The sequence below is a fragment of the Cupriavidus sp. GW822-FHT03E04 genome (genome assembly GCF_058801495.1).
This window is the reverse complement of the sequence record NZ_JBXANI010000037.1, coordinates 21,506-38,493: the sequence shown is the minus strand read 5'-3', so window position 1 is coordinate 38,493 and position 16,988 is coordinate 21,506. Positions and strand designations below refer to the sequence as shown.

The 16,988-nt window shown below is 61.5% G+C and carries 15 protein-coding genes; 3 read left to right on the top strand and 12 right to left on the bottom strand.

Translation table 11 applies throughout. From position 1 onward, the window contains the following. The first annotated feature begins 2 nt into the window (after window positions 1–2). A complete protein-coding gene (locus AC1RQC_RS36090) occupies window positions 3–1,304 on the top strand; it encodes a restriction endonuclease (protein WP_492886291.1) in 1,302 nt (433 codons plus the stop codon). A 424-nt stretch (window positions 1,305–1,728) separates the two neighbouring features. Here the strand turns inward: AC1RQC_RS36090 and AC1RQC_RS36085 are convergent, their stop codons facing one another. Then, a complete protein-coding gene (locus tag AC1RQC_RS36085) occupies window positions 1,729–2,697 on the bottom strand; it encodes a DNA-processing protein DprA (RefSeq protein WP_492886289.1) in 969 nt (322 codons plus the stop codon). Window positions 2,698–3,747: 1,050 nt separating this feature from the next. Here AC1RQC_RS36085 and groES point away from each other — a divergent pair. Together groES and groL are read left to right on the top strand one after the other, a co-directional pair. Next, window positions 3,748–4,038 (top strand): co-chaperone GroES, encoded by a 291-nt coding sequence (gene groES, locus AC1RQC_RS36080; RefSeq protein WP_006160236.1) that lies wholly within the window; start codon window positions 3,748–3,750, stop codon window positions 4,036–4,038. Between the two features lie 40 nt (window positions 4,039–4,078). After that, window positions 4,079–5,722, top strand: coding sequence for a chaperonin GroEL (gene groL, locus AC1RQC_RS36075; RefSeq protein ID WP_416047786.1), 1,644 nt, complete (start codon window positions 4,079–4,081; stop codon window positions 5,720–5,722). A 138-nt stretch (window positions 5,723–5,860) separates the two neighbouring features. On the opposite strand, the gene AC1RQC_RS36070 is transcribed toward groL, so the two are convergent. From AC1RQC_RS36070 to cpaB, 11 genes are all read right to left on the bottom strand, one after another. After that, complete coding sequence (locus tag AC1RQC_RS36070; protein ID WP_492886287.1) at window positions 5,861–6,649, bottom strand: metallophosphoesterase; 789 nt, start codon at window positions 6,647–6,649, stop codon at window positions 5,861–5,863. Window positions 6,650–6,891: 242 nt separating this feature from the next. Next, window positions 6,892–7,812 carry a type II secretion system F family protein gene (locus tag AC1RQC_RS36065; RefSeq protein ID WP_416047788.1) on the bottom strand — a complete coding sequence of 307 codons (921 nt, stop codon included), beginning with the start codon at window positions 7,810–7,812 and terminating at the stop codon, window positions 6,892–6,894. A 78-nt stretch (window positions 7,813–7,890) separates the two neighbouring features. Continuing rightward, window positions 7,891–8,868, bottom strand: a complete 978-nt coding sequence (locus AC1RQC_RS36060; RefSeq protein ID WP_416047789.1) for a type II secretion system F family protein — start codon at window positions 8,866–8,868, stop codon at window positions 7,891–7,893. Window positions 8,869–8,904: 36 nt separating this feature from the next. Then, window positions 8,905–10,266: a TadA family conjugal transfer-associated ATPase gene (locus AC1RQC_RS36055; protein WP_150988486.1), complete on the bottom strand. Its 1,362-nt coding sequence runs from the start codon at window positions 10,264–10,266 to the stop codon at window positions 8,905–8,907. Between the two features lie 36 nt (window positions 10,267–10,302). After that, window positions 10,303–11,496 carry a CpaE/TadZ family protein gene (locus AC1RQC_RS36050; protein ID WP_150988489.1) on the bottom strand — a complete coding sequence of 398 codons (1,194 nt, stop codon included), beginning with the start codon at window positions 11,494–11,496 and terminating at the stop codon, window positions 10,303–10,305. Between the two features lie 25 nt (window positions 11,497–11,521). Further along, window positions 11,522–11,977 (bottom strand): TadE family protein, encoded by a 456-nt coding sequence (locus tag AC1RQC_RS36045; protein ID WP_492375039.1) that lies wholly within the window; start codon window positions 11,975–11,977, stop codon window positions 11,522–11,524. Then, on the bottom strand, window positions 11,974–12,483 hold the full coding sequence (locus tag AC1RQC_RS36040) for a TadE/TadG family type IV pilus assembly protein (RefSeq protein WP_492375040.1): 510 nt from the start codon (window positions 12,481–12,483) through the stop codon (window positions 11,974–11,976). Before AC1RQC_RS36040 ends, AC1RQC_RS36045 begins: the two co-directional genes overlap by 4 nt. Before the next feature lie 9 nt (window positions 12,484–12,492). Next, on the bottom strand, window positions 12,493–13,785 hold the full coding sequence (locus AC1RQC_RS36035; RefSeq protein WP_492375041.1) for a pilus assembly protein TadG-related protein: 1,293 nt from the start codon (window positions 13,783–13,785) through the stop codon (window positions 12,493–12,495). Window positions 13,786–13,811: 26 nt separating this feature from the next. After that, entirely contained in the window at window positions 13,812–14,153 is a 342-nt protein-coding gene (locus AC1RQC_RS36030; protein WP_492375042.1) for a hypothetical protein, read from the bottom strand. Window positions 14,154–14,187: 34 nt separating this feature from the next. Next, the gene (locus AC1RQC_RS36025; RefSeq protein ID WP_492886285.1) at window positions 14,188–16,035 is read right to left on the bottom strand and encodes a type II and III secretion system protein family protein; all 1,848 of its coding nucleotides are present in this window, start codon (window positions 16,033–16,035) and stop codon (window positions 14,188–14,190) included. 79 nt (window positions 16,036–16,114) lie between these two features. Further along, complete coding sequence (cpaB, locus tag AC1RQC_RS36020; protein ID WP_492375044.1) at window positions 16,115–16,963, bottom strand: Flp pilus assembly protein CpaB; 849 nt, start codon at window positions 16,961–16,963, stop codon at window positions 16,115–16,117. Between the last annotated feature and the right edge of the window lie 25 nt (window positions 16,964–16,988).

Here is a 16,988-nt window from a genome sequence, read left to right as displayed (position 1 = left end):
ATATGCCTGAGAACACTGATCACGATTGGATCTTGCCGGCGTCTATTCCTTTCGCGGAACTGAAGGGCAAGGACCTGGAAGAGTGCGTTTATTGGCTTCTGGACGCGATGGGCGCTAAGGATCTGGAGTGGCGAATCGGAGGCGGCGGCGGAGGCGCGGCCGACGGCGGACGCGATCTCGAGGCTCACTTCTTCGAGGGGGATGGCGAGGGCGAACTCAGGCAGCAGCGCTGGTGGATCGAGTGCAAGGGTCGGACAGGCACTGTTGAGTCACACGAGGTGAAGGCAGCCGTCAACAACGCGCTGGCTTATGACGGGGTCGATCGCCTGATAGTCGCCACGAACACGCAGTACTCGAACCCGACTCGGGATTGGGTGAAAGAGTGGCAAAAGAAGCATCCGAGCCCGAAAATTCAACTTTGGGACCAGGCGCACCTGGAGCGGTATCTTTCGCGTCATCCGGACGTTGTACTGCGGCTCTTCTCAGATGCCCTCAGCATGCGTGGCCGCGCTCAGGCGATGGAGAGCCGCTTCTGGAACAAGCTCGAATTTGTGCCACGTCAGACTCTCGCCGACCTGTGGAAAGCGCGCGATGCAGTCGAATTCACTGGGATGGGATTGTTTGCATCAATCGCCAATGAGTTCGCAAGCGGTGATATTACACACAGGCCATGGGGAGCTGTGCTCCATCCGGAAGCGGCAGTCGAAGTGCTGGGCATTGCACTAGCCAACGTCGGCTATCTTTTCCTCCGGTCGTCGCGAGCGGGCATCGACCAGCGAATTCTGATTCGCACGTTCGCATATCTGATCCTGGTTGTTCTGGAACTGTTGCCTGCCGATGCTACCACCCGTCTCTTGATCCATTGCCTAAACCGTGGCGAATCCGATCACATCCCGGAACACGTGCAGGGACTACTGCTGCTGCCGATCATAAACCAGATTCTCTCGGAAATGCAGGATCTATGCAGCGATGACTGCAAACGGATAATGGCTTCTGACCGACGAACGCTCACCGATGACAAGGATGAGGTTGAGACATATTGGCTTAGGTTTGAGCCCGATGGGATGGACCAGGAGAAGGAGCGTAGATTTTTTAGACTCGAAAAAGTGGATGAGCCCTGCGCCGTTGGCTTTCCAGTCGACAAAGATAATGGCTGCCCTCTATTCGCATTCGAGCCAACGATAAAGAACTTAAGCGATCTCATGGAAATTGTTAAGCGCGTCGCTGCGTTCAGAAAGGCGCAGGCCGCAGTCAAGCGATCAGAATACGCGCGGCGAATGGGCACCCACCGAACGAAGACGTAAGCGAACACCGTTTCTAGACGATGCGTCGTCGTGCTAGATCGTGGGTGGCATTGCACTTGTGTTCGAGAATCACGCGAACGCCCAAGGTGATACAGCAATTATTGATGCTACTAAGGCCAATAGACAGCGTCGCACTCGGAGTCGATGCGGGAGCATGGCCTTGCATCAACGAGCGTGTTGATCCAGCCCGTTCATAACGCATTGTGCAAGGTTAAAGAGAATAATGTGCCTGAGGGCTTCGAGGGAGCGCGGTGAGCGCGAGCCCCCGCCTACATTGGCCGATAAAGTCTCTCCCAAAGGCGACCGGCTTTTGGGAACAGGCATGTGTCTTCCTGTCGTCGCGGCAGTATCCAATGGTGCCGCAAGCCAGCGAAGCTGTGCGGGTGCTATTGTCCGATGGTGCGCAATTGCGCGCCGTGGCCTGTTAAGGTTGGTCCGAGAACGAGACATCCTCGTTTGGCCGATTAACCTCACTTTTCGAGATTTCGATTCGCTTCAACTCAAGGCTGCGCAGAGCATCGTCATAGTCGGCCCGGGAGCGCAACGGGGTAGCTCCACGCTTGTTGATGAGAATCATTGGCCCTTTTGACACGAGGCCCAGGGACTCTGCTTTTTCGGGCAATACGGCAAATAGATGTCGGCCGCTGCGCAAGCAGAACTCCGCCTGTGTCATTGTGCCGCTTCGCTCCTCGCCTTCTACGATGATTGATCCTGCGGAAAGTCCAATTTGAATCCTATTTCGTAGGACAAATTGTTCGGGCCTCGCAGCGACGTCGATTGGATACTCTGATACCCAGGCTCCTGCTGCCTCCAGGATCTCCGCACCAAGCCCGGCGTTGGACTTTGGGCTTGCCGACTTTAGCCCGTGAGCGAGCACCGCAATTGTCGGGCCATTGCCAAGCAGCGCGCCGCGATGCGCCGCAGCGTCGATGCCTAGAGCAAGTCCGCTGACGATAGTCCATTTCCGCGTTGAGAAGTAGGTCGCAATTCTCTCGGCGATTATCGCCCCAGCATTCGACGCCTTCCGAGTGCCAACCACCGAGACGCCTGGGGCGGTACGGAGGAGACTCTTGTTTCCCTTGATATAGAGAACCGGCGGCGGATCTTCGATGACTTTTAGGTATGAGGGGTATTCGTCAGAACCGATGAAAATCGCGCTGATGTCCTTGAGCTGAGTCTCGGAAATGATTGCCCAAGCAGTCCTGAATTCGTCGAGGGAGACCGAAGGCAGGCTTGGCCAGCGTTCCTTGTACCAGTCGAGAATCTCGCTCGGCGAGTCCAGTTTTTCATAGGGCAGGGTCAGAGCAACACGCGACGTCGCAGCGGCAGAAAGCCGCGCAGCCCGTAAGAGGCTGAGGGAAAAGGCGCATGCGAGAGCGTGATTTACTGTCATACCGTCCGCCCCATCGCTAGAGGCATGATTCTGGCAGCTCCACTCTGGTCGAGAAGCATGCTGCAGGCGTGTAGGGAGTTCCCTGTGGTCGTAACGTCGTCCAAGAGAAGAATCGTTTTCTGCGCGAGCCTTCTCAGAGGATTGTGGACTGTGATTGATCTAAGGTGTACGTCAACGCTGCGGTCGCCGCCCCGAGCAAGTTTCTGGATTGGAGTCGTTCGCTCCAGCACCTTCATCGAGTCAACGAAGTTCCTGTTGCGGCGGCATAGGTATTCCCCAATCCTGAGCAGCCCAGGGCACCACGACCCCCTTGTTGAGGATGGTACCAAAACGACGTGAACCTGTAGATCCTGCGGCGGTACAGAATGAGCAGTAAGCATCGCTTCCGCACGCTGCGCAAACAGCGCGACCGCACGAGTGTGTCCCTGAGCCGTTGCATTCTTCAAGTCGAGAATTTGTCCGCACTCCCTCGTGAATTTCGGGTTGACGACCCTGTCTCCGTCGTCATCTTGGATCCAATACGAGTGGTAGTCGATCAGATGGGCTATCGATTGGATCTGACCCATAGGCTACGTGCCTCCTCCGCTGCTTCGGGGGGTGTCTGGTTGAAAGTTCGAGAGTTTGAGGAAAGCTTCGCATCCGCCTCCGACGAGGCTTTGTAACATTGTGAAACAAATGCGTAACTTTTGACACTCTTCCAACCGGGGGTAGATCGAGCAATAGGGGTATGTAGGGGTGTCTTCTCATTTCGCGCTCCGTGATCAGCGAACTCATTCCCCGATCCCACTTACAGCTGGCCAGTTCAACGTTAAGTGAACAAAGTTCAAGGTTCAGTGAACCTCGACAGCCAGGCCCTATAACGATTTTCACGACTCCAGGGTAAACACGTATCAAGTCGTTGACTTGAAAACGCTACCCCCCGTCCCTATAATTAGCACTCGTTGGGCATGAGTGCTAACAGACCTCTCCCAGCGTACTAATTCTGCTGGCCGTCAGTGCTGGCGGTCATTTTTGTGAACCTGAAATCACTTTTTGTACCAAGGAGTCCGTATGAATCTGCGTCCTTTGCACGACCGCGTGATCGTGAAGCGTCTGGACAATGAAACCAAGACCGCTTCCGGCATCGTGATTCCCGACAACGCTGCCGAAAAGCCTGATCAAGGTGAAGTGCTCGCCGTGGGCCCCGGCAAGAAGGACGACAAGGGCGCTTCGATCGTCCTCGACGTCAAGGTGGGTGACCGCGTGCTGTTCGGCAAGTATGCCGGCCAGGCCGTGAAGGTGGATGGCCAGGAACTGCTGGTCATGCGCGAAGAAGACATCATGGCTGTGGTGAACAAGTAATCCACGCACCCCATTCGTACAGATTTAGGAGATTCAGAACATGGCAGCTAAAGACGTAGTATTCGGCGACGCCGCCCGTGCCAAGATGGTCGAAGGCGTGAACATCCTCGCCAACGCAGTCAAGGTTACCCTGGGCCCGAAGGGTCGTAACGTGGTGCTGGAGCGCAGCTTCGGCGGCCCGACCGTGACCAAGGACGGCGTGTCCGTGGCCAAGGAAATCGAGCTGAAGGACAAGCTGCAGAACATGGGCGCGCAAATGGTCAAGGAAGTGGCTTCCAAGACCAGCGACAACGCCGGTGACGGTACCACCACCGCAACCGTGCTGGCCCAGTCGATCGTGCGCGAAGGCATGAAGTACGTTGCCGCCGGCATGAACCCGATGGACCTGAAGCGCGGCATCGACAAGGCTGTGGTGAACGCGGTTGAAGAGCTGAAGAAGCTGACCAAGACCACCACCACCAGCAAGGAAATCGCGCAAGTTGGCTCGATCTCGGCCAACAGCGACGAAGTGATCGGCAAGCTGATCGCTGAAGCGATGGACAAGGTTGGCAAGGAAGGCGTGATCACCGTGGAAGACGGCAAGTCGCTGGCCGACGAACTGGAAGTCGTGGAAGGCATGCAGTTCGACCGCGGCTACCTGTCGCCGTACTTCATCAACAACCCGGAAAAGCAAGTTGTCGCCCTGGACAACCCGTTCGTCCTGCTGTTCGACAAGAAGATCTCGAACATCCGTGACCTGCTGCCGGTGCTGGAACAAGTGGCAAAGTCGGGCCGCCCGCTGCTGATCATCGCTGAAGACGTCGAAGGCGAAGCCCTGGCGACCCTGGTGGTGAACAACATCCGTGGCATCCTGAAGACCGCTGCTGTCAAGGCTCCGGGCTTCGGCGACCGCCGCAAGGCCATGCTGGAAGACATCGCCATCCTGACCGGCGGTGCAGTGATCGCTGAAGAAATCGGCCTGACGCTGGAAAAGGCAACCCTGCAAGAACTGGGTCAAGCCAAGCGCATCGAAATCGGCAAGGAAAACACCATCATCATCGACGGCCACGGCGACGCAGCCTCGATCGAAGCACGCGTGAAGCAAATCCGTGCCCAGATCGAAGAAGCGACCTCGGACTACGACCGTGAAAAGCTGCAAGAACGCGTGGCCAAGCTGGCTGGCGGCGTTGCAGTGATCAAGGTTGGTGCAGCCACCGAAGTCGAAATGAAGGAAAAGAAGGCACGTGTGGAAGATGCACTGCACGCAACCCGTGCAGCCGTGGAAGAAGGCATTGTCCCCGGCGGCGGTGTGGCCCTGCTGCGCGCTCGCGCTGCCATCGCTAACCTGACCGGCGACAACGCTGACCAGAACGCTGGCATCAAGATCGTGCTGCGCGCCATGGAAGAGCCGCTGCGCCAGATCGTGCTGAACGCTGGCGAAGAAGCTTCGGTCGTCGTGGCCAAGGTTATCGCAGGCAACGGCAACTACGGCTACAACGCCGCCACCGGCGAGTACGGTGACCTGGTGGAAATGGGCGTGCTGGACCCGACCAAGGTGACCCGCACCGCGCTGCAGAACGCTGCTTCGGTCGCATCGCTGATGCTGACCACCGACTGCGCTGTTGCCGAACTGCCGAAGGATGACTCGGCTCCGGCAATGCCGGGCGGCATGGGCGGCATGGGCGGCATGGACGGCATGATGTAAATCTGCCGGCCTGCCAAACGGCAGCCTGCTGTACCCGCATCACCCGTAGTAGCAAAAACCCCCGCTGGCGCGAGCCGGCGGGGGTTTTTGTTTATGGGGCGACAGCACCGGCCGAAGGGGCGCCGTCGCGGGAAAGGCTTACAGCTCCACCGTGTAGCACCAGTCGAAGGCCGGGTTCTCCAGTTCGCCGGTCTTGCGGCGGATATAGCCGCGCGGGTTGCACACCACGCGCGCATCTTCCAGGCGGTAATCGAAGCCGGTATGCGTATGGCCGTGCACCCACAGGTCGGCCTGCGCGACCAGATCCGGCCTGCGCGAGATAAAGCCGGCGGAGACCAGATCGTGGGAGAAGCGCGGGTCGAGGCTGCCGAGATCCGGCGCATGGTGGGTCACCACCACCGTCTTGCCGGCAAAGGGCGTGGCGAGCTGCGCCGCCAGCCAGGCGCTGGCCGCTTCGTGCCGCGCCAGCGCGTCGGCCGTGGTGAAGCGGCGCCGCTGGCCCTCGCCATCCGCCACCTCGATCAGGCGGTGGTCGACCATCACGCCGGCGCAGGCCAGCATCGACTCCTCGCGCCGGTTGGCGCCAAACAGCGCGTAATCGGTCCACCAGGTGGTGCCGATCACGCGCACCGGCTCGCCTGCCAGGTTGTCGAAACAAGCCACCGCGTCATTGAGCACGCGCACATGCGGCGCCGCCCCGGCGGCCTCCGCCATCGCCGCGTCCACTTGCTCGAAGGCGCTCTCATAGTACTCGTGATTGCCCGGCACATAGACCACCGGCCCCGAAAAGGTGCGCGCGGCCCAGTCGACGCCGGCACGGCCATTGGCGATATCGCCGGCCAGCACCACCAGGTCGGCGGGGCAGTCGGGTATCGCCGCCGGTATGTCGTGTTCGAGGTGCAGATCGCTGAGGATGCGGATCTTCATGGGGTCTCCATGCGAAATGCCGACGCGCCGACGGCAAGGGGCCTGCCTGTATTCTTCATGCGAGCGAAGACCTGGTCAAGCGTCATGGGCGCGTCGCGCCGTTCACCTCCCGCCGGCGGGCATACTGGCTATTAGTGCCACCAGCAAAAATGCCCGGACAAAGTCCGGGCAAGACTGGCTCCCTGGCATTGCACCGGGAGACAATCGAGGGAGCGACGTCCAGTCAGGCGAGGCTAGCTAACTTACTGGCCGGACATGGTCGGCAGCAAGACCCGATAAATCTGGATGAATGCGGGTCCAAGCAACACCAGCAGCAGTGTCGGGAAGATCATGAAGATCAAGGGGAACAGTAGTTTCAGCGCAATCTTCGCGGCCTGTTCCTCAGCACGCATGCGGCGCTTGGTTCGCAGCATGTCGGACAGCACCCGCAGCGACTCCCCCAGGCTCGTGCCGAAGCGATCGGCCTGGTTCAGCATGGATGCGAATTTGTCCACGTCATCCACACCGGTGCGCAGCGCCAGGTTGGTCAGCGCCTTGTCCTTGGCGAAGCCAGAGCGCAGTTCCAGCAGCATCAATTGCAGCTCGTCGGCCAGCACCGGGCAGCGCAGCGCAAGTTCATCCGCCACGCGCATCAGCGCCGCGTCGAGCCCGAGCCCGGCCTCCACGCAAACCGTGAGCAGATCAATCACGTCCGGAAACTCCTCGAACACCGCGCGCTTGCGGTTATCCACCTTGCGCGATAGCACGGCATTGGGCAGGTAGTAGCCAATCGCACCTAGTACTGCCAGGAGCGCTACGGTCTTGTACTGCCCCTGGAACGCCGGCATGCCGCTCACCGCTACCAACGCCAGCATGGGAAGCCCGATGGCCAGTACCGTCTTGGCGGCGAAGTAGAGATGCGGCGCAGCGCTGCTGCGCCAGCCGGCGTTCATGAAGCGCACGCGCATCTGCGAGCCTTCCCAACCCTCCTTGGGCAACGACAGGCGGGACACGGGCCTGGCCCACCGCACCAGGTTGTCGAGCCAGGCATTGTCCTGCCCCGTGCCGGCTCCCGTGGCCGTACCGACTATCTGCCCCAGCCTCTCGCGTGCCCGGCTTGGCGTGAATGTCAGCAGCAGACCGAACACCGCGCCGAACGCCGCCACGAAAATGAGAACCAGCATCAGGACCTGCTCTGTATGGACACCTTGCATGATCGCCTCCGGAATCGAGAATTCTGCCTGCTTCTGGGTCGCGTACATTCAGACCCGGATACGGATGATCCGGCGCATCCAGACGACGCCGAGCGTCATTCCTCCCAGCGCCATCCCGACCATCTTGAGGCCTATCGGGTCTTGCCATAGCACTGTCATGAAATCCGGATTCACCACGAGAATCAGTCCCGCGGTGGCGAACGGGAGCAGGCCCAGTATCCAGGCCGATAGGCGCCCCTCTGCCGAGAGCACCTTGATCTTGTCGAACAGCTTCAGGCGTTCACGCACCAGGTTGCCGATCGTGTCGAGAATTTCGGCAAGGTTGCCGCCGCTCTCGCGCTGTATCAGTACCGCGATCACGAAGTAGCGCAAGTCGTTGATCGGCACTCGCATTGCCATGTTTGTCATTGCCTCGTCGAGAGCGACTCCGTAATTGATCTCCTCAAAGGTAGTCCGGAATTCGCGGCCCATCGGGTCTTTTACCTCCTGCCCCACCATCCCCAGCGCACCCGAGAAGGAGTGCCCCGCACGTAGCGCGCGGCTGATCATGTCGACAGCATCGGGCAATTGCGTCTCCAGTTGCTTGAGGCGTTTATGCCGAAGTGCGATGACATGCCAGACAGGCAATGAGCCAACCAGTAACGCGCCCAGTACCACCAGTCCTGGTGGCACGGGCAGCAGCGGCACGAGCGCCAGCGTGCACAGCGCGACCAGCCCGCAATATCCGAGTAGCTGCGCAACCGACCACGTGCTCCCGGATTGCTCGAGCCATCGGTCGAGCCCGCCGACGCGAGGCAGCATCAGCAGCCAGCGCTGCAGCAACGGCGTGTTGCTCAGCATGCGCCCCTTCAGGATCGACAGGGTCTCCGCGCTCACCTGCCCGCCGGCCGACAGCGACCGCAGCCTGGCCTCGATCCGCTTCGCCGCCGGGCCGTGGTAATTGTTCCACCAAAGGTAGGCGCCTTCGATGCAAAGCACCACCGCAGCGAACAACAAGATGATGAAGGCATAAAATATGAAGCTCATTTTCTTCTCCCCGCATTCTCTGTGCCGCTGGCCGGTTCAGACGTCGAAGCGCTTTGCCGGGTCATAGGTTTCGTCGGGCAAGCCCACGCCGAACACGCGCAGGCGTTCGGCAAACTTCGGGTACACGCCTGTGGCGCGGAAGTGCCCGTTGACCGTGCCATCCTGGGCTACACCGGTACGCTGGAAGGTAAAGATCTCCTGCATGTTGATGATCTCGCCCTCCATGCCGGTGATCTCCTGGATGCTGACTATCTTCCTGCGCCCGTCAGTCAGCCGTGACGCCTGCACAATGACGGTGATTGCCGAGGATATCTGTTGCCGGATTGCCTTCGGTGGAAGATTGAGGCCGGCCATGCTGACCATGTTCTCCAGACGCGTAAGCGCATCGCGCGGTGTATTGGCGTGGATGGTGGTCAGCGAACCCTCATGGCCGGTATTCATTGCATTGAGCATGTCCAGCGCCTCACCACCTCGCACCTCGCCCAGGATGATGCGGTCGGGACGCATGCGCAGCGCGTTGCGTACCAGGGCGCGCTGCGTGATCTCACCCTTGCCTTCGATATTCGGTGGCCGCGTTTCCAGTCGCAGCACGTGCGGCTGGCGCAACTGGAGTTCTGCGGCATCCTCGATGGTGACGACGCGCTCGCTCTCGGGAATGAAGCCCGACAGGATGTTCAGCAGCGTGGTCTTGCCGCTGCCGGTTCCGCCTGACACCAGCACGTTCACCTTGGCGTGCGCTAGCGCTTGCAGGAGTTGCGCCATCGGCGGCGTGAGGCTCTTGAGTTCGACCAGGTTGGCTACCTGCAGGGGATTGACGGCGAACCGCCGGATCGATAGCAAGGGACCATCGATGGCAGAGGGGGGAATGATCGCATTGACGCGCGAGCCGTCCGGCAGCCGCGCGTCCACCATCGGACTGGTTTCGTCAATGCGCCTGCCGACCCGCGAAACGATCTTCTCGATGACTTTCATCAGGTGTGCATCGTCGTAGAACGTGACATCGGTGAGTTCCAGCTTGCCGCGCCGCTCCACGAAGGTCTGTTTCGCCGTGTTGACCAGGATGTCGGAAACCGTAGGGTCTTGCAGCAGTGGCTCAAGCGGCCCGAAGCCGAACATCTCGTCGTAGACCTCCGAAGTGAGCAGCCTGCGCTCGGCGTCATTGAGCAGGATCTTCTCTTCCTCGATGATGCTGCTCACCAGCATGTTGATTTCCTGCCGGACCTGCTCCTGGGGGAAGCGTGCCAGCCGTTCCAGCTCCACACGGTCCAGCACCGTCTCATGGATGGCCCGCTTGAACGAGCGGTAGTTCGCCGGAGTCGGCGGGAACTGGATTGCCCCATGGCCATTGGCGATGAAGGCAGGCTGGCTGGGGCTCGACAGTTGATCGCGGATTGACATGATGATCTCCGGTAAGGGAATCAGGAACTCGGTGGCTCAGGTTGCGCGCGTGCGCAGCATCAGCTTGCGCAACGGCGACACGCTGTCTTGTTGCGCACGGCGCTCGGCTCCGGTTGCGGCAACGAACTGCGTACCCAGTGCCAGGATCGCCTTGGCGATGGCGCTGCGTTTGTGGGATTTTGCGACCGGCTCTCCGTGGCTGATTGCCTCGTCGACAGCCGAGGAATCGTCGGGCAGCGCGTGGAAGATCTTCATGCCAAACACATCGCCCAGGGCCGAGCGGGCCAGCGCATTGCGGCGGCCCTCGCGATTGAGCAAGATGTGGACCTTGTCGGCCGAGTAGTGCAGGGCGCGCAGGATATCAAGCAGGCGGCGTCCCGGGCGGGCAAAGGCAATGGTCGGTTCGACGACGACGCAGATGCGATCGCTGCGATCCAGCAGGCCGATGGACAGAGGGTCGAGCGCCTGTCCGATGTCCACGATCACAAAGTCGTAGACCGGCTGGACCACTGAGAGTATCCACTCGAGTTTCTCTTTCTGAATCTGGCTTGCCTTGATCGGGTCGGTGGCGCCGGCCAGGATGTCGAAATTGCTCTCGACATGCGTCAGGCAGGCATCCAGGAACGCCGCATCCATCCGCTCGATCTGACTGCAGATTTCCGGGAGGGTGGAGGGCGGTGGCTTGTCGCTGACAAGGTAGGTCAGGTCTCCGAACTGCCGGTTCAGGTCGATTACCAGGACGCGCTTTCCCAACTGGGCGCCAAGCGCATACCCGAGATTGCTGGCGAGGAAGCTGGTGCCCGCGCCGCCCTTGCATGAAATGAACGAGATCACTTGCGCCAACTCGCGATTCCTGGGCACATGGCTGGCCTCCACCCGCCGCAACGCTTCCGCCAGTTGCGTCCTGTCCAGCGGCCACGCGAGGACGTCGCGCACACCCGCGCGCAGGGCTTTGATCAGGCAGTCGGAGCTCGGGTTGGGCGTGACAAGAATGCAAGGCAGTTCGGGGTGCTGCTCGCGCAAGGCTTCGATGCTATGCATCTGCGATGCCCCGACGACGGTTTGCTCGATGATGAGGAGATCGGCCAGCTGCATCTGGCTGCCATGGAACGGAAAGCGGGCCGGTCCTTCCAGGAGCGACATGGTCTGGAAGTTCCCGATCCCTGCGCTCAGGCGGGAAATCTCGTCAAGTTTTTGGGCATCTTCCGATGCGATCAGGATCTTCAACATGGTGCGTTCTCCAATCTCGGGCAATCTAGCTGCAAACCGATCCACCGCTTGACGAGTTCATGCTCTCTCGGGACAGCGTGGATGTGAAGGGTGGCATGGTCAGCGTGATCGGAAGCAAGGGGATGAACGTGCGTACCGAGACGTTGGATATGCTGACGGTTGCGCTCTGGCAGGTGCCCCGCGCGGTGACCGCATCGGAGTCGCATCCCGTTGGCAGATAGTTGAGCTGGATGTTGGAGGCGCTGAGCAGTGGCAACAGTGAGCGCATCTTGGTCTTGATGATCGCGTCGTCGGCGTCGCAGACGATGGCCATGCGCGCGCCAAGCCGTGTGGCCTCGGCTGCGGTGTTCCAGTAGAACAGCACGCGGGAGAACTCCACGATGCCAATCAGCAGGGGGAAGAAGATGCCGGCTATCAAGGCGAACTCGACAGCAGTCGCGCCGCGCTGCCGCGTAGGCCGGAAGAGGGTTCGCGTTTTCATAGCACCTGCCTCATGACGGTAGCGATGTCGGTAAAGGTCAATCCGCTTGCATTGATGAAGGTCTGGATGGGCGAGTACGTATATCCGGTGATCTTTACCGTGACGAGGTTGATCGTGCCGGCCGGCGTGCCAGTGCCCGTACTGTTGTCGTAGGTGCTCACGTTGGCGAATGACATGCCGGGGCAGCCTGATGCGTCGACCCTATCGCAGATCACTACCATCGATGTAGTAAGGCCGGTCGCGAGCGCTGAGCCCGAGCAGCTCGTATTGCCGTAGACGGCCAGGCATTTCGCCGACCCCGTTGGATAGCTGATATCCAGCGGAGAGAACTGCGACAGGTAGCGGGCCGCGGAGCGCGTGCCTTTGGTCAGGGTGTCGAACTGGTAGATGGCGCGCCCGAATTCCGCCACGCCACAGACCATCAGCAGCATGGGGACCAGGAGAATGCCGAACTCGACGGCCGCCACGCCGCGATGGTGCGCCAGGAGCATTTTTCTTGTCTTCATGATCTCCTCCTATTGCACGAGAACCGGCACCAGCGGCCCTACGCCAGTACCTGCGCCAGGGATGCCTTGCGTCGCGCAGGGGCTGCCTGGCGCGCTTGAGTCGCCCCGGTACTCGAGCCGCACGGAATCGATGTTTCCGCCGGTTTGCATGGGCTCGATCATCAGCAGGCAGGCCCAGCTTATTACCGGTGCGCTATGGTTGCCGGGGTTGGCGAAACCGGAGCAGTCCACAATCGGTGCGAGCACGAGGCGACGATCCGCGCCGCTCTGGTACGAAGCTGCGGGGGCGGCATTGCCCTGTGTGCTCAGCCCGGTAACGGAGTCGCCCTGATAGGCACGATAGGCCTTGCGCGCGGCAAGGAAGTTCGGCTGGGTCTTGCCCGATGTATCCACGGAGCTGCCGTCGTAAGCGCTGCTCTTTGCCGTCCAGGTGGTGTCGTTGTATGTGAATCCCGTAAAGTCGGTCACGCCTAGCACTTTCGAGCCTTTGACGATGCCGAAGCGGCTGTTCCAGTCATCCGCCAGTGATGCCTTGTTGCCGGCAGATCCAATCAATGTCCCTTGGGCAGGCAGGTTGCACTGTCCCGCGCCGTCAAGTTGCTTCGCAATCTGGCTGGCACTGTTGCCTCCGCCCAGGTCCGCCCAGCCAAAGTTGCCACCTCCGTAGGTGCCCTTGTTGCTGGAGTCGAGCTTGGTCACCAGCCACTGCCCGGTGGTGTAGGGGGACTGTGGCGGGCTGATGGTGCTGGGTTTGCAGACAAAGACGGGGATGGCGCAGGTCGTCTGAGCAGAGCCGGTGGTTGCCACCGCGAACGAGGCGACGGTTGTGGGCCCGATACTCACGCCCGGCAGGAAGTTGAGCACCTGGGCGAACCAATTGGCAATGCCGGCGCGGCTGACAGAGCATTTGACGTACTTGATGCTGGCGAGCGGGTAGCTGACGCTGTTCTTGTCCAGGAAGGGGTCGGCCAATGCGTCGCTGTATGTCACGCTTTGGTTAGCGACAAGCTGTACCGACTCGCTCTGGAACAATGCCATGTTACGAAGGCCGGCGGTAATTCCCGCCGCTTCCGAGACGGTGAGCGGTGTCGCTCCCGTCAGGTCGCGCGCTGCAGCCAGCGCACAGGCATCCGCGCCGTTCTGCAGTTCGCTCTTGGCGACGTAGAGTTTGCCCAGGTCGAGCGCCAGGCCGAGGAAGCCTACCAGCATGACCAGCGCGATCGCAACGATGATCGCTACCGCCCCGCGCTGCCGGGCGCGATGGCTCGACAGCGCGGTCCTGCGAAGCGTTGATTTGGACATGATGAGTCTCCCCGAGCAAACCGATTTCAGCGCGTTCCCGCACCGCCCGCCATGCCGATGCCGCCGAAGCCCCCCGCACCGAAATCCATGCCACCTGCAGCGCCGGTGCCGGCGGGGCGCAGGCGTATCAGCGACCGCTCGTAGTTGGTCATTGCGGCCACGGCGGTCTTGCCATCGGTGCCCGTCAGCGACGGCAGTCCAGCGGGCGCGTCGGGATTGATGATCTGGGAGCGCGTCACGGTGGTAACGGCCTCGCCAAAATGCTTGTCCCAGTTTGGCGTCGAAGTCATGCAGGCGGACAGGGTCAGATTGCCAAGCACTGCCAGCGTGACGGCGGCGCGGCGCGCGTACTTCAGGTTCTCTTTCATGGTGGTTCTCCTCGTGGACGGACGCTTCGGCAGCTCAGTTGGCGCTCGGTGTTTCGGCCGGGCGGGCTCTGTCCGGCGCCAGGCCGCTGGGGCTGGCAGTGGTAGCGGCGCGCGCCTGCGCCAGCCGTGCCGCGGTGGCTTCGATGCGCGCGATGCGCGCCGCGGCAGCGTCCGCCGGCGGAACGCCCGCAGCGCTCGCCCGGGGCGCGGGCGGGGAGATGACGGGCACGTCATCCAGCGGCTTGGCTGCCGGAACCATGCTCAGCGGAGCCTTTGGTGCCTGCGGAGCGGGCGCTGCCGGGACCGCTGCCGGCGCGGGAGCTGCCGGGGCAGGCAGCGAGGGCGTCGGGCTCGGTGCATCAGTCTTCTTGCCGGAGCCTTCCATATTGCCCATCAGGTAGAGCGCGAGCGGGTTCGGTGTCGAGAAGCTGTCGGTTGGCAGCGGATAAGATGCGCTTTGCATGGGTTGGACCAGGTGCGGGGTGATGATGAACACCAGTTCGGTCAGGTCCTGCTGGAAAGACGTGCTGCGAAACAGCGTGCCCAGCACGGGAACTTCGCCGGCGCCCGGCAATGCCTTTAGCGAGCCGCGTGCGCTGTTTTGCAGCAGGCCGCCAATGGCAAAGCTCTCTCCGTCCCGCATCTGCACGGTGGTGGAAGCGCGGCGGGTGGTGATCAAAGGCAGGATGGTCTGTCCCGTCAGGCTGCTGCCGCTGACCGTGGCGCCGGTGGGCGAGAGCTCGGAGACCTCGGGCGCCACCCTGAGATTGATGTGCCCATTTGCCAGTACGGTCGGCGTGAACTTCAGGCCAACGCCAAACTCCTCCTGTTGCAGGGTGATGGTGGATGCACCACCGAGGGCATTGCTTTGCGCCACCGGGATATAGATCTTGCCGCCAGCGAGGAAGCTTGCTTCCTGGCCGCTGATGGTGACCAGGTTCGGCTCGGCCAGGATCTTCACCAGACTGTCATTCTTCTGCGCATCGACGGCCACGTTGAAGGGCCGGTTGTTCGCCTTGTTGGCGAAGATGGCCCCGGACGCGCCGCTCAGCAGCGAGGTCACCAGGCCACCGCTCCAGGAGCCGAAGCCGCCCTGGAGGTTGACCGCCGAACCGAGTTGATTCAGCAACGTCTTCGACACTTCGGCCACCTTGACCTCGAGCATGACCTGCTGTGGCGTGTCAACAGACAGCATGTTGAGGACGCCGCCTTTCTTGTTGCCTTCGCCCTGCGCCGCCGCGGCGTACGCATAGGCGATCTCCATGGCCTGTTGCGCGGCCTGCGCGTTCGAAACGCTGCCTGAGAGCACCAGGTTGTCAGCGGCTGTCAGCACGCGGATCTGCGATTCGCCGGGCATCAGTTGCGCCAGCGAGGTCTGGAGGCCGCCGGCGTCTGCATTGACCACCACGTTGATGATGCTGCAGCCGCCACTGCGTCCTTGCACGATCATGTTCGTGGTGCCGACGCTGCGGCCAAGCACGTAAAGGGTTTGCGGCGACACCATGGTGGCCTGGACTACATTGGGGTTGCCGAGCGTGCGGTTGCGTACCGGCTCTGGCAGGGGGATCAGCGATGACTTGCCGACCGGCACGATGATATTGCTCTCGTTGCGGATCGCGCCGGTGCAGTTCGGCCCACGGCTGTCCGCGGGCACGGCGGCAGCCGGCGCGGGCGCCATGCTGATGGTCATCTGCACCGGGCCGCCGGCAGGCGCGCCCATGGCCGCCTTGGCAGGCGCCGCGGTGGTAGATTTGGCGATGGCGCCGGCTTCGAGCGCCACCTGGGCAGCTGCACCCAACGGTACGCACAAGATTGCACCCGCGACGCTCGCGAGCGCAATGGCTCGGGCACCACTCAGGACTTCCGTATTGACGTTGTTCATTTCGTGTCTCCCCCCGGAGAGGCTGTACATCGCGCCTAGAGTTGCCAAATAGAATCTGGCTGGGCGGCCGCCCTGGCCATCAGAAACATTCAACACTGCCCTGGATGCCGGCCAGCACACCGATGCAATGGCCTGGCCTGGCCGGTGTCGCTACGAGCGGGCGCGGTCTTGCCGGCGCGTGCGGCGCATTGACCGTGACCACCTTGACGGGCTGTTCCGTCGGCGGCGTGCCGAGCAATGTGATCTTGGTGGCGCCACCGGTGCTGACCGCGGCGACGTCGACCTGGTTGCGCAGGACGAGCGACAGGGTGCCCACACTGCGGGCGACGTCGAGCTTCTCTGCCTGCTCGGGCGTGACTTCGAGCGTGACGGCATTGACGACTTTCGGCTGGGTGTCGTCGCGGCTGACTTGCTGGGCTACCGCCAGCACCAGGATTTTTTCCAGCACGATCTTGGAGATGCTGCCATTGCCCGCGCCCTTGGCCTCGGTCTCGTTCGTGTTGACAATCACGTCGACGTGATTGCCTGGCAGGGCAAAGCCCGCCACCCCGACCACATCATTGACGCGTACGGTGATGGCGCGCCTGCCCTGGCCAATCACGGCAGAGAGTCCACCTTTGGTGCCCAGCGGAGCGAGCTTGGCGTCGAGAATCGGCTCTCCGCGTTGGACACTGGTACGAACCACGCGCCCCTCGAGGGATTTGAGGTCCTCAAACGCGCCAGGCGGCACGCTTCCAGCTGGCCAGCTCACCAGGCTAAGTTGCGCATTGGTGAGCGGTTGTCCGAGATTCAGGTCGCCGGTTGCCACTACGACCTGTTTGAGAGAGCTGGAAGATTGTTGCACCAGCCATCGCGAGGCGGAGACGACCGCCGCGACCCCCGCGACCAGGGCGATGAACAGCATCAGAATTGCTCGAGCGTTTTTCATGATGACTCCCCTTACCGTTGTTCGT

What these genes read in the sequence shown, in the direction of transcription:
- groL (WP_416047786.1), top strand. Translation starts at nt 4,079, where the DNA reads ATGGCAGCTAAAGACGTAGTATTCGGCGACGCCGCCCGTGCCAAGATG.
- AC1RQC_RS36040 (WP_492375040.1), bottom strand. Translation starts at nt 12,483, where the DNA reads ATGAAGACAAGAAAAATGCTCCTGGCGCACCATCGCGGCGTGGCGGCC.
- AC1RQC_RS36085 (WP_492886289.1), bottom strand. Translation starts at nt 2,697, where the DNA reads ATGACAGTAAATCACGCTCTCGCATGCGCCTTTTCCCTCAGCCTCTTA.
- AC1RQC_RS36030 (WP_492375042.1), bottom strand. Translation starts at nt 14,153, where the DNA reads ATGAAAGAGAACCTGAAGTACGCGCGCCGCGCCGCCGTCACGCTGGCA.
- AC1RQC_RS36055 (WP_150988486.1), bottom strand. Translation starts at nt 10,266, where the DNA reads ATGTCAATCCGCGATCAACTGTCGAGCCCCAGCCAGCCTGCCTTCATC.
- AC1RQC_RS36070 (WP_492886287.1), bottom strand. Translation starts at nt 6,649, where the DNA reads ATGAAGATCCGCATCCTCAGCGATCTGCACCTCGAACACGACATACCG.
- AC1RQC_RS36060 (WP_416047789.1), bottom strand. Translation starts at nt 8,868, where the DNA reads ATGAGCTTCATATTTTATGCCTTCATCATCTTGTTGTTCGCTGCGGTG.
- AC1RQC_RS36035 (WP_492375041.1), bottom strand. Translation starts at nt 13,785, where the DNA reads ATGTCCAAATCAACGCTTCGCAGGACCGCGCTGTCGAGCCATCGCGCC.
- AC1RQC_RS36025 (WP_492886285.1), bottom strand. Translation starts at nt 16,035, where the DNA reads ATGAACAACGTCAATACGGAAGTCCTGAGTGGTGCCCGAGCCATTGCG.
- groES (WP_006160236.1), top strand. Translation starts at nt 3,748, where the DNA reads ATGAATCTGCGTCCTTTGCACGACCGCGTGATCGTGAAGCGTCTGGAC.
- AC1RQC_RS36045 (WP_492375039.1), bottom strand. Translation starts at nt 11,977, where the DNA reads ATGAAAACGCGAACCCTCTTCCGGCCTACGCGGCAGCGCGGCGCGACT.
- AC1RQC_RS36050 (WP_150988489.1), bottom strand. Translation starts at nt 11,496, where the DNA reads ATGTTGAAGATCCTGATCGCATCGGAAGATGCCCAAAAACTTGACGAG.
- AC1RQC_RS36065 (WP_416047788.1), bottom strand. Translation starts at nt 7,812, where the DNA reads ATGCTGGTTCTCATTTTCGTGGCGGCGTTCGGCGCGGTGTTCGGTCTG.
- cpaB (WP_492375044.1), bottom strand. Translation starts at nt 16,963, where the DNA reads ATGAAAAACGCTCGAGCAATTCTGATGCTGTTCATCGCCCTGGTCGCG.
- AC1RQC_RS36090 (WP_492886291.1), top strand. Translation starts at nt 3, where the DNA reads ATGCCTGAGAACACTGATCACGATTGGATCTTGCCGGCGTCTATTCCT.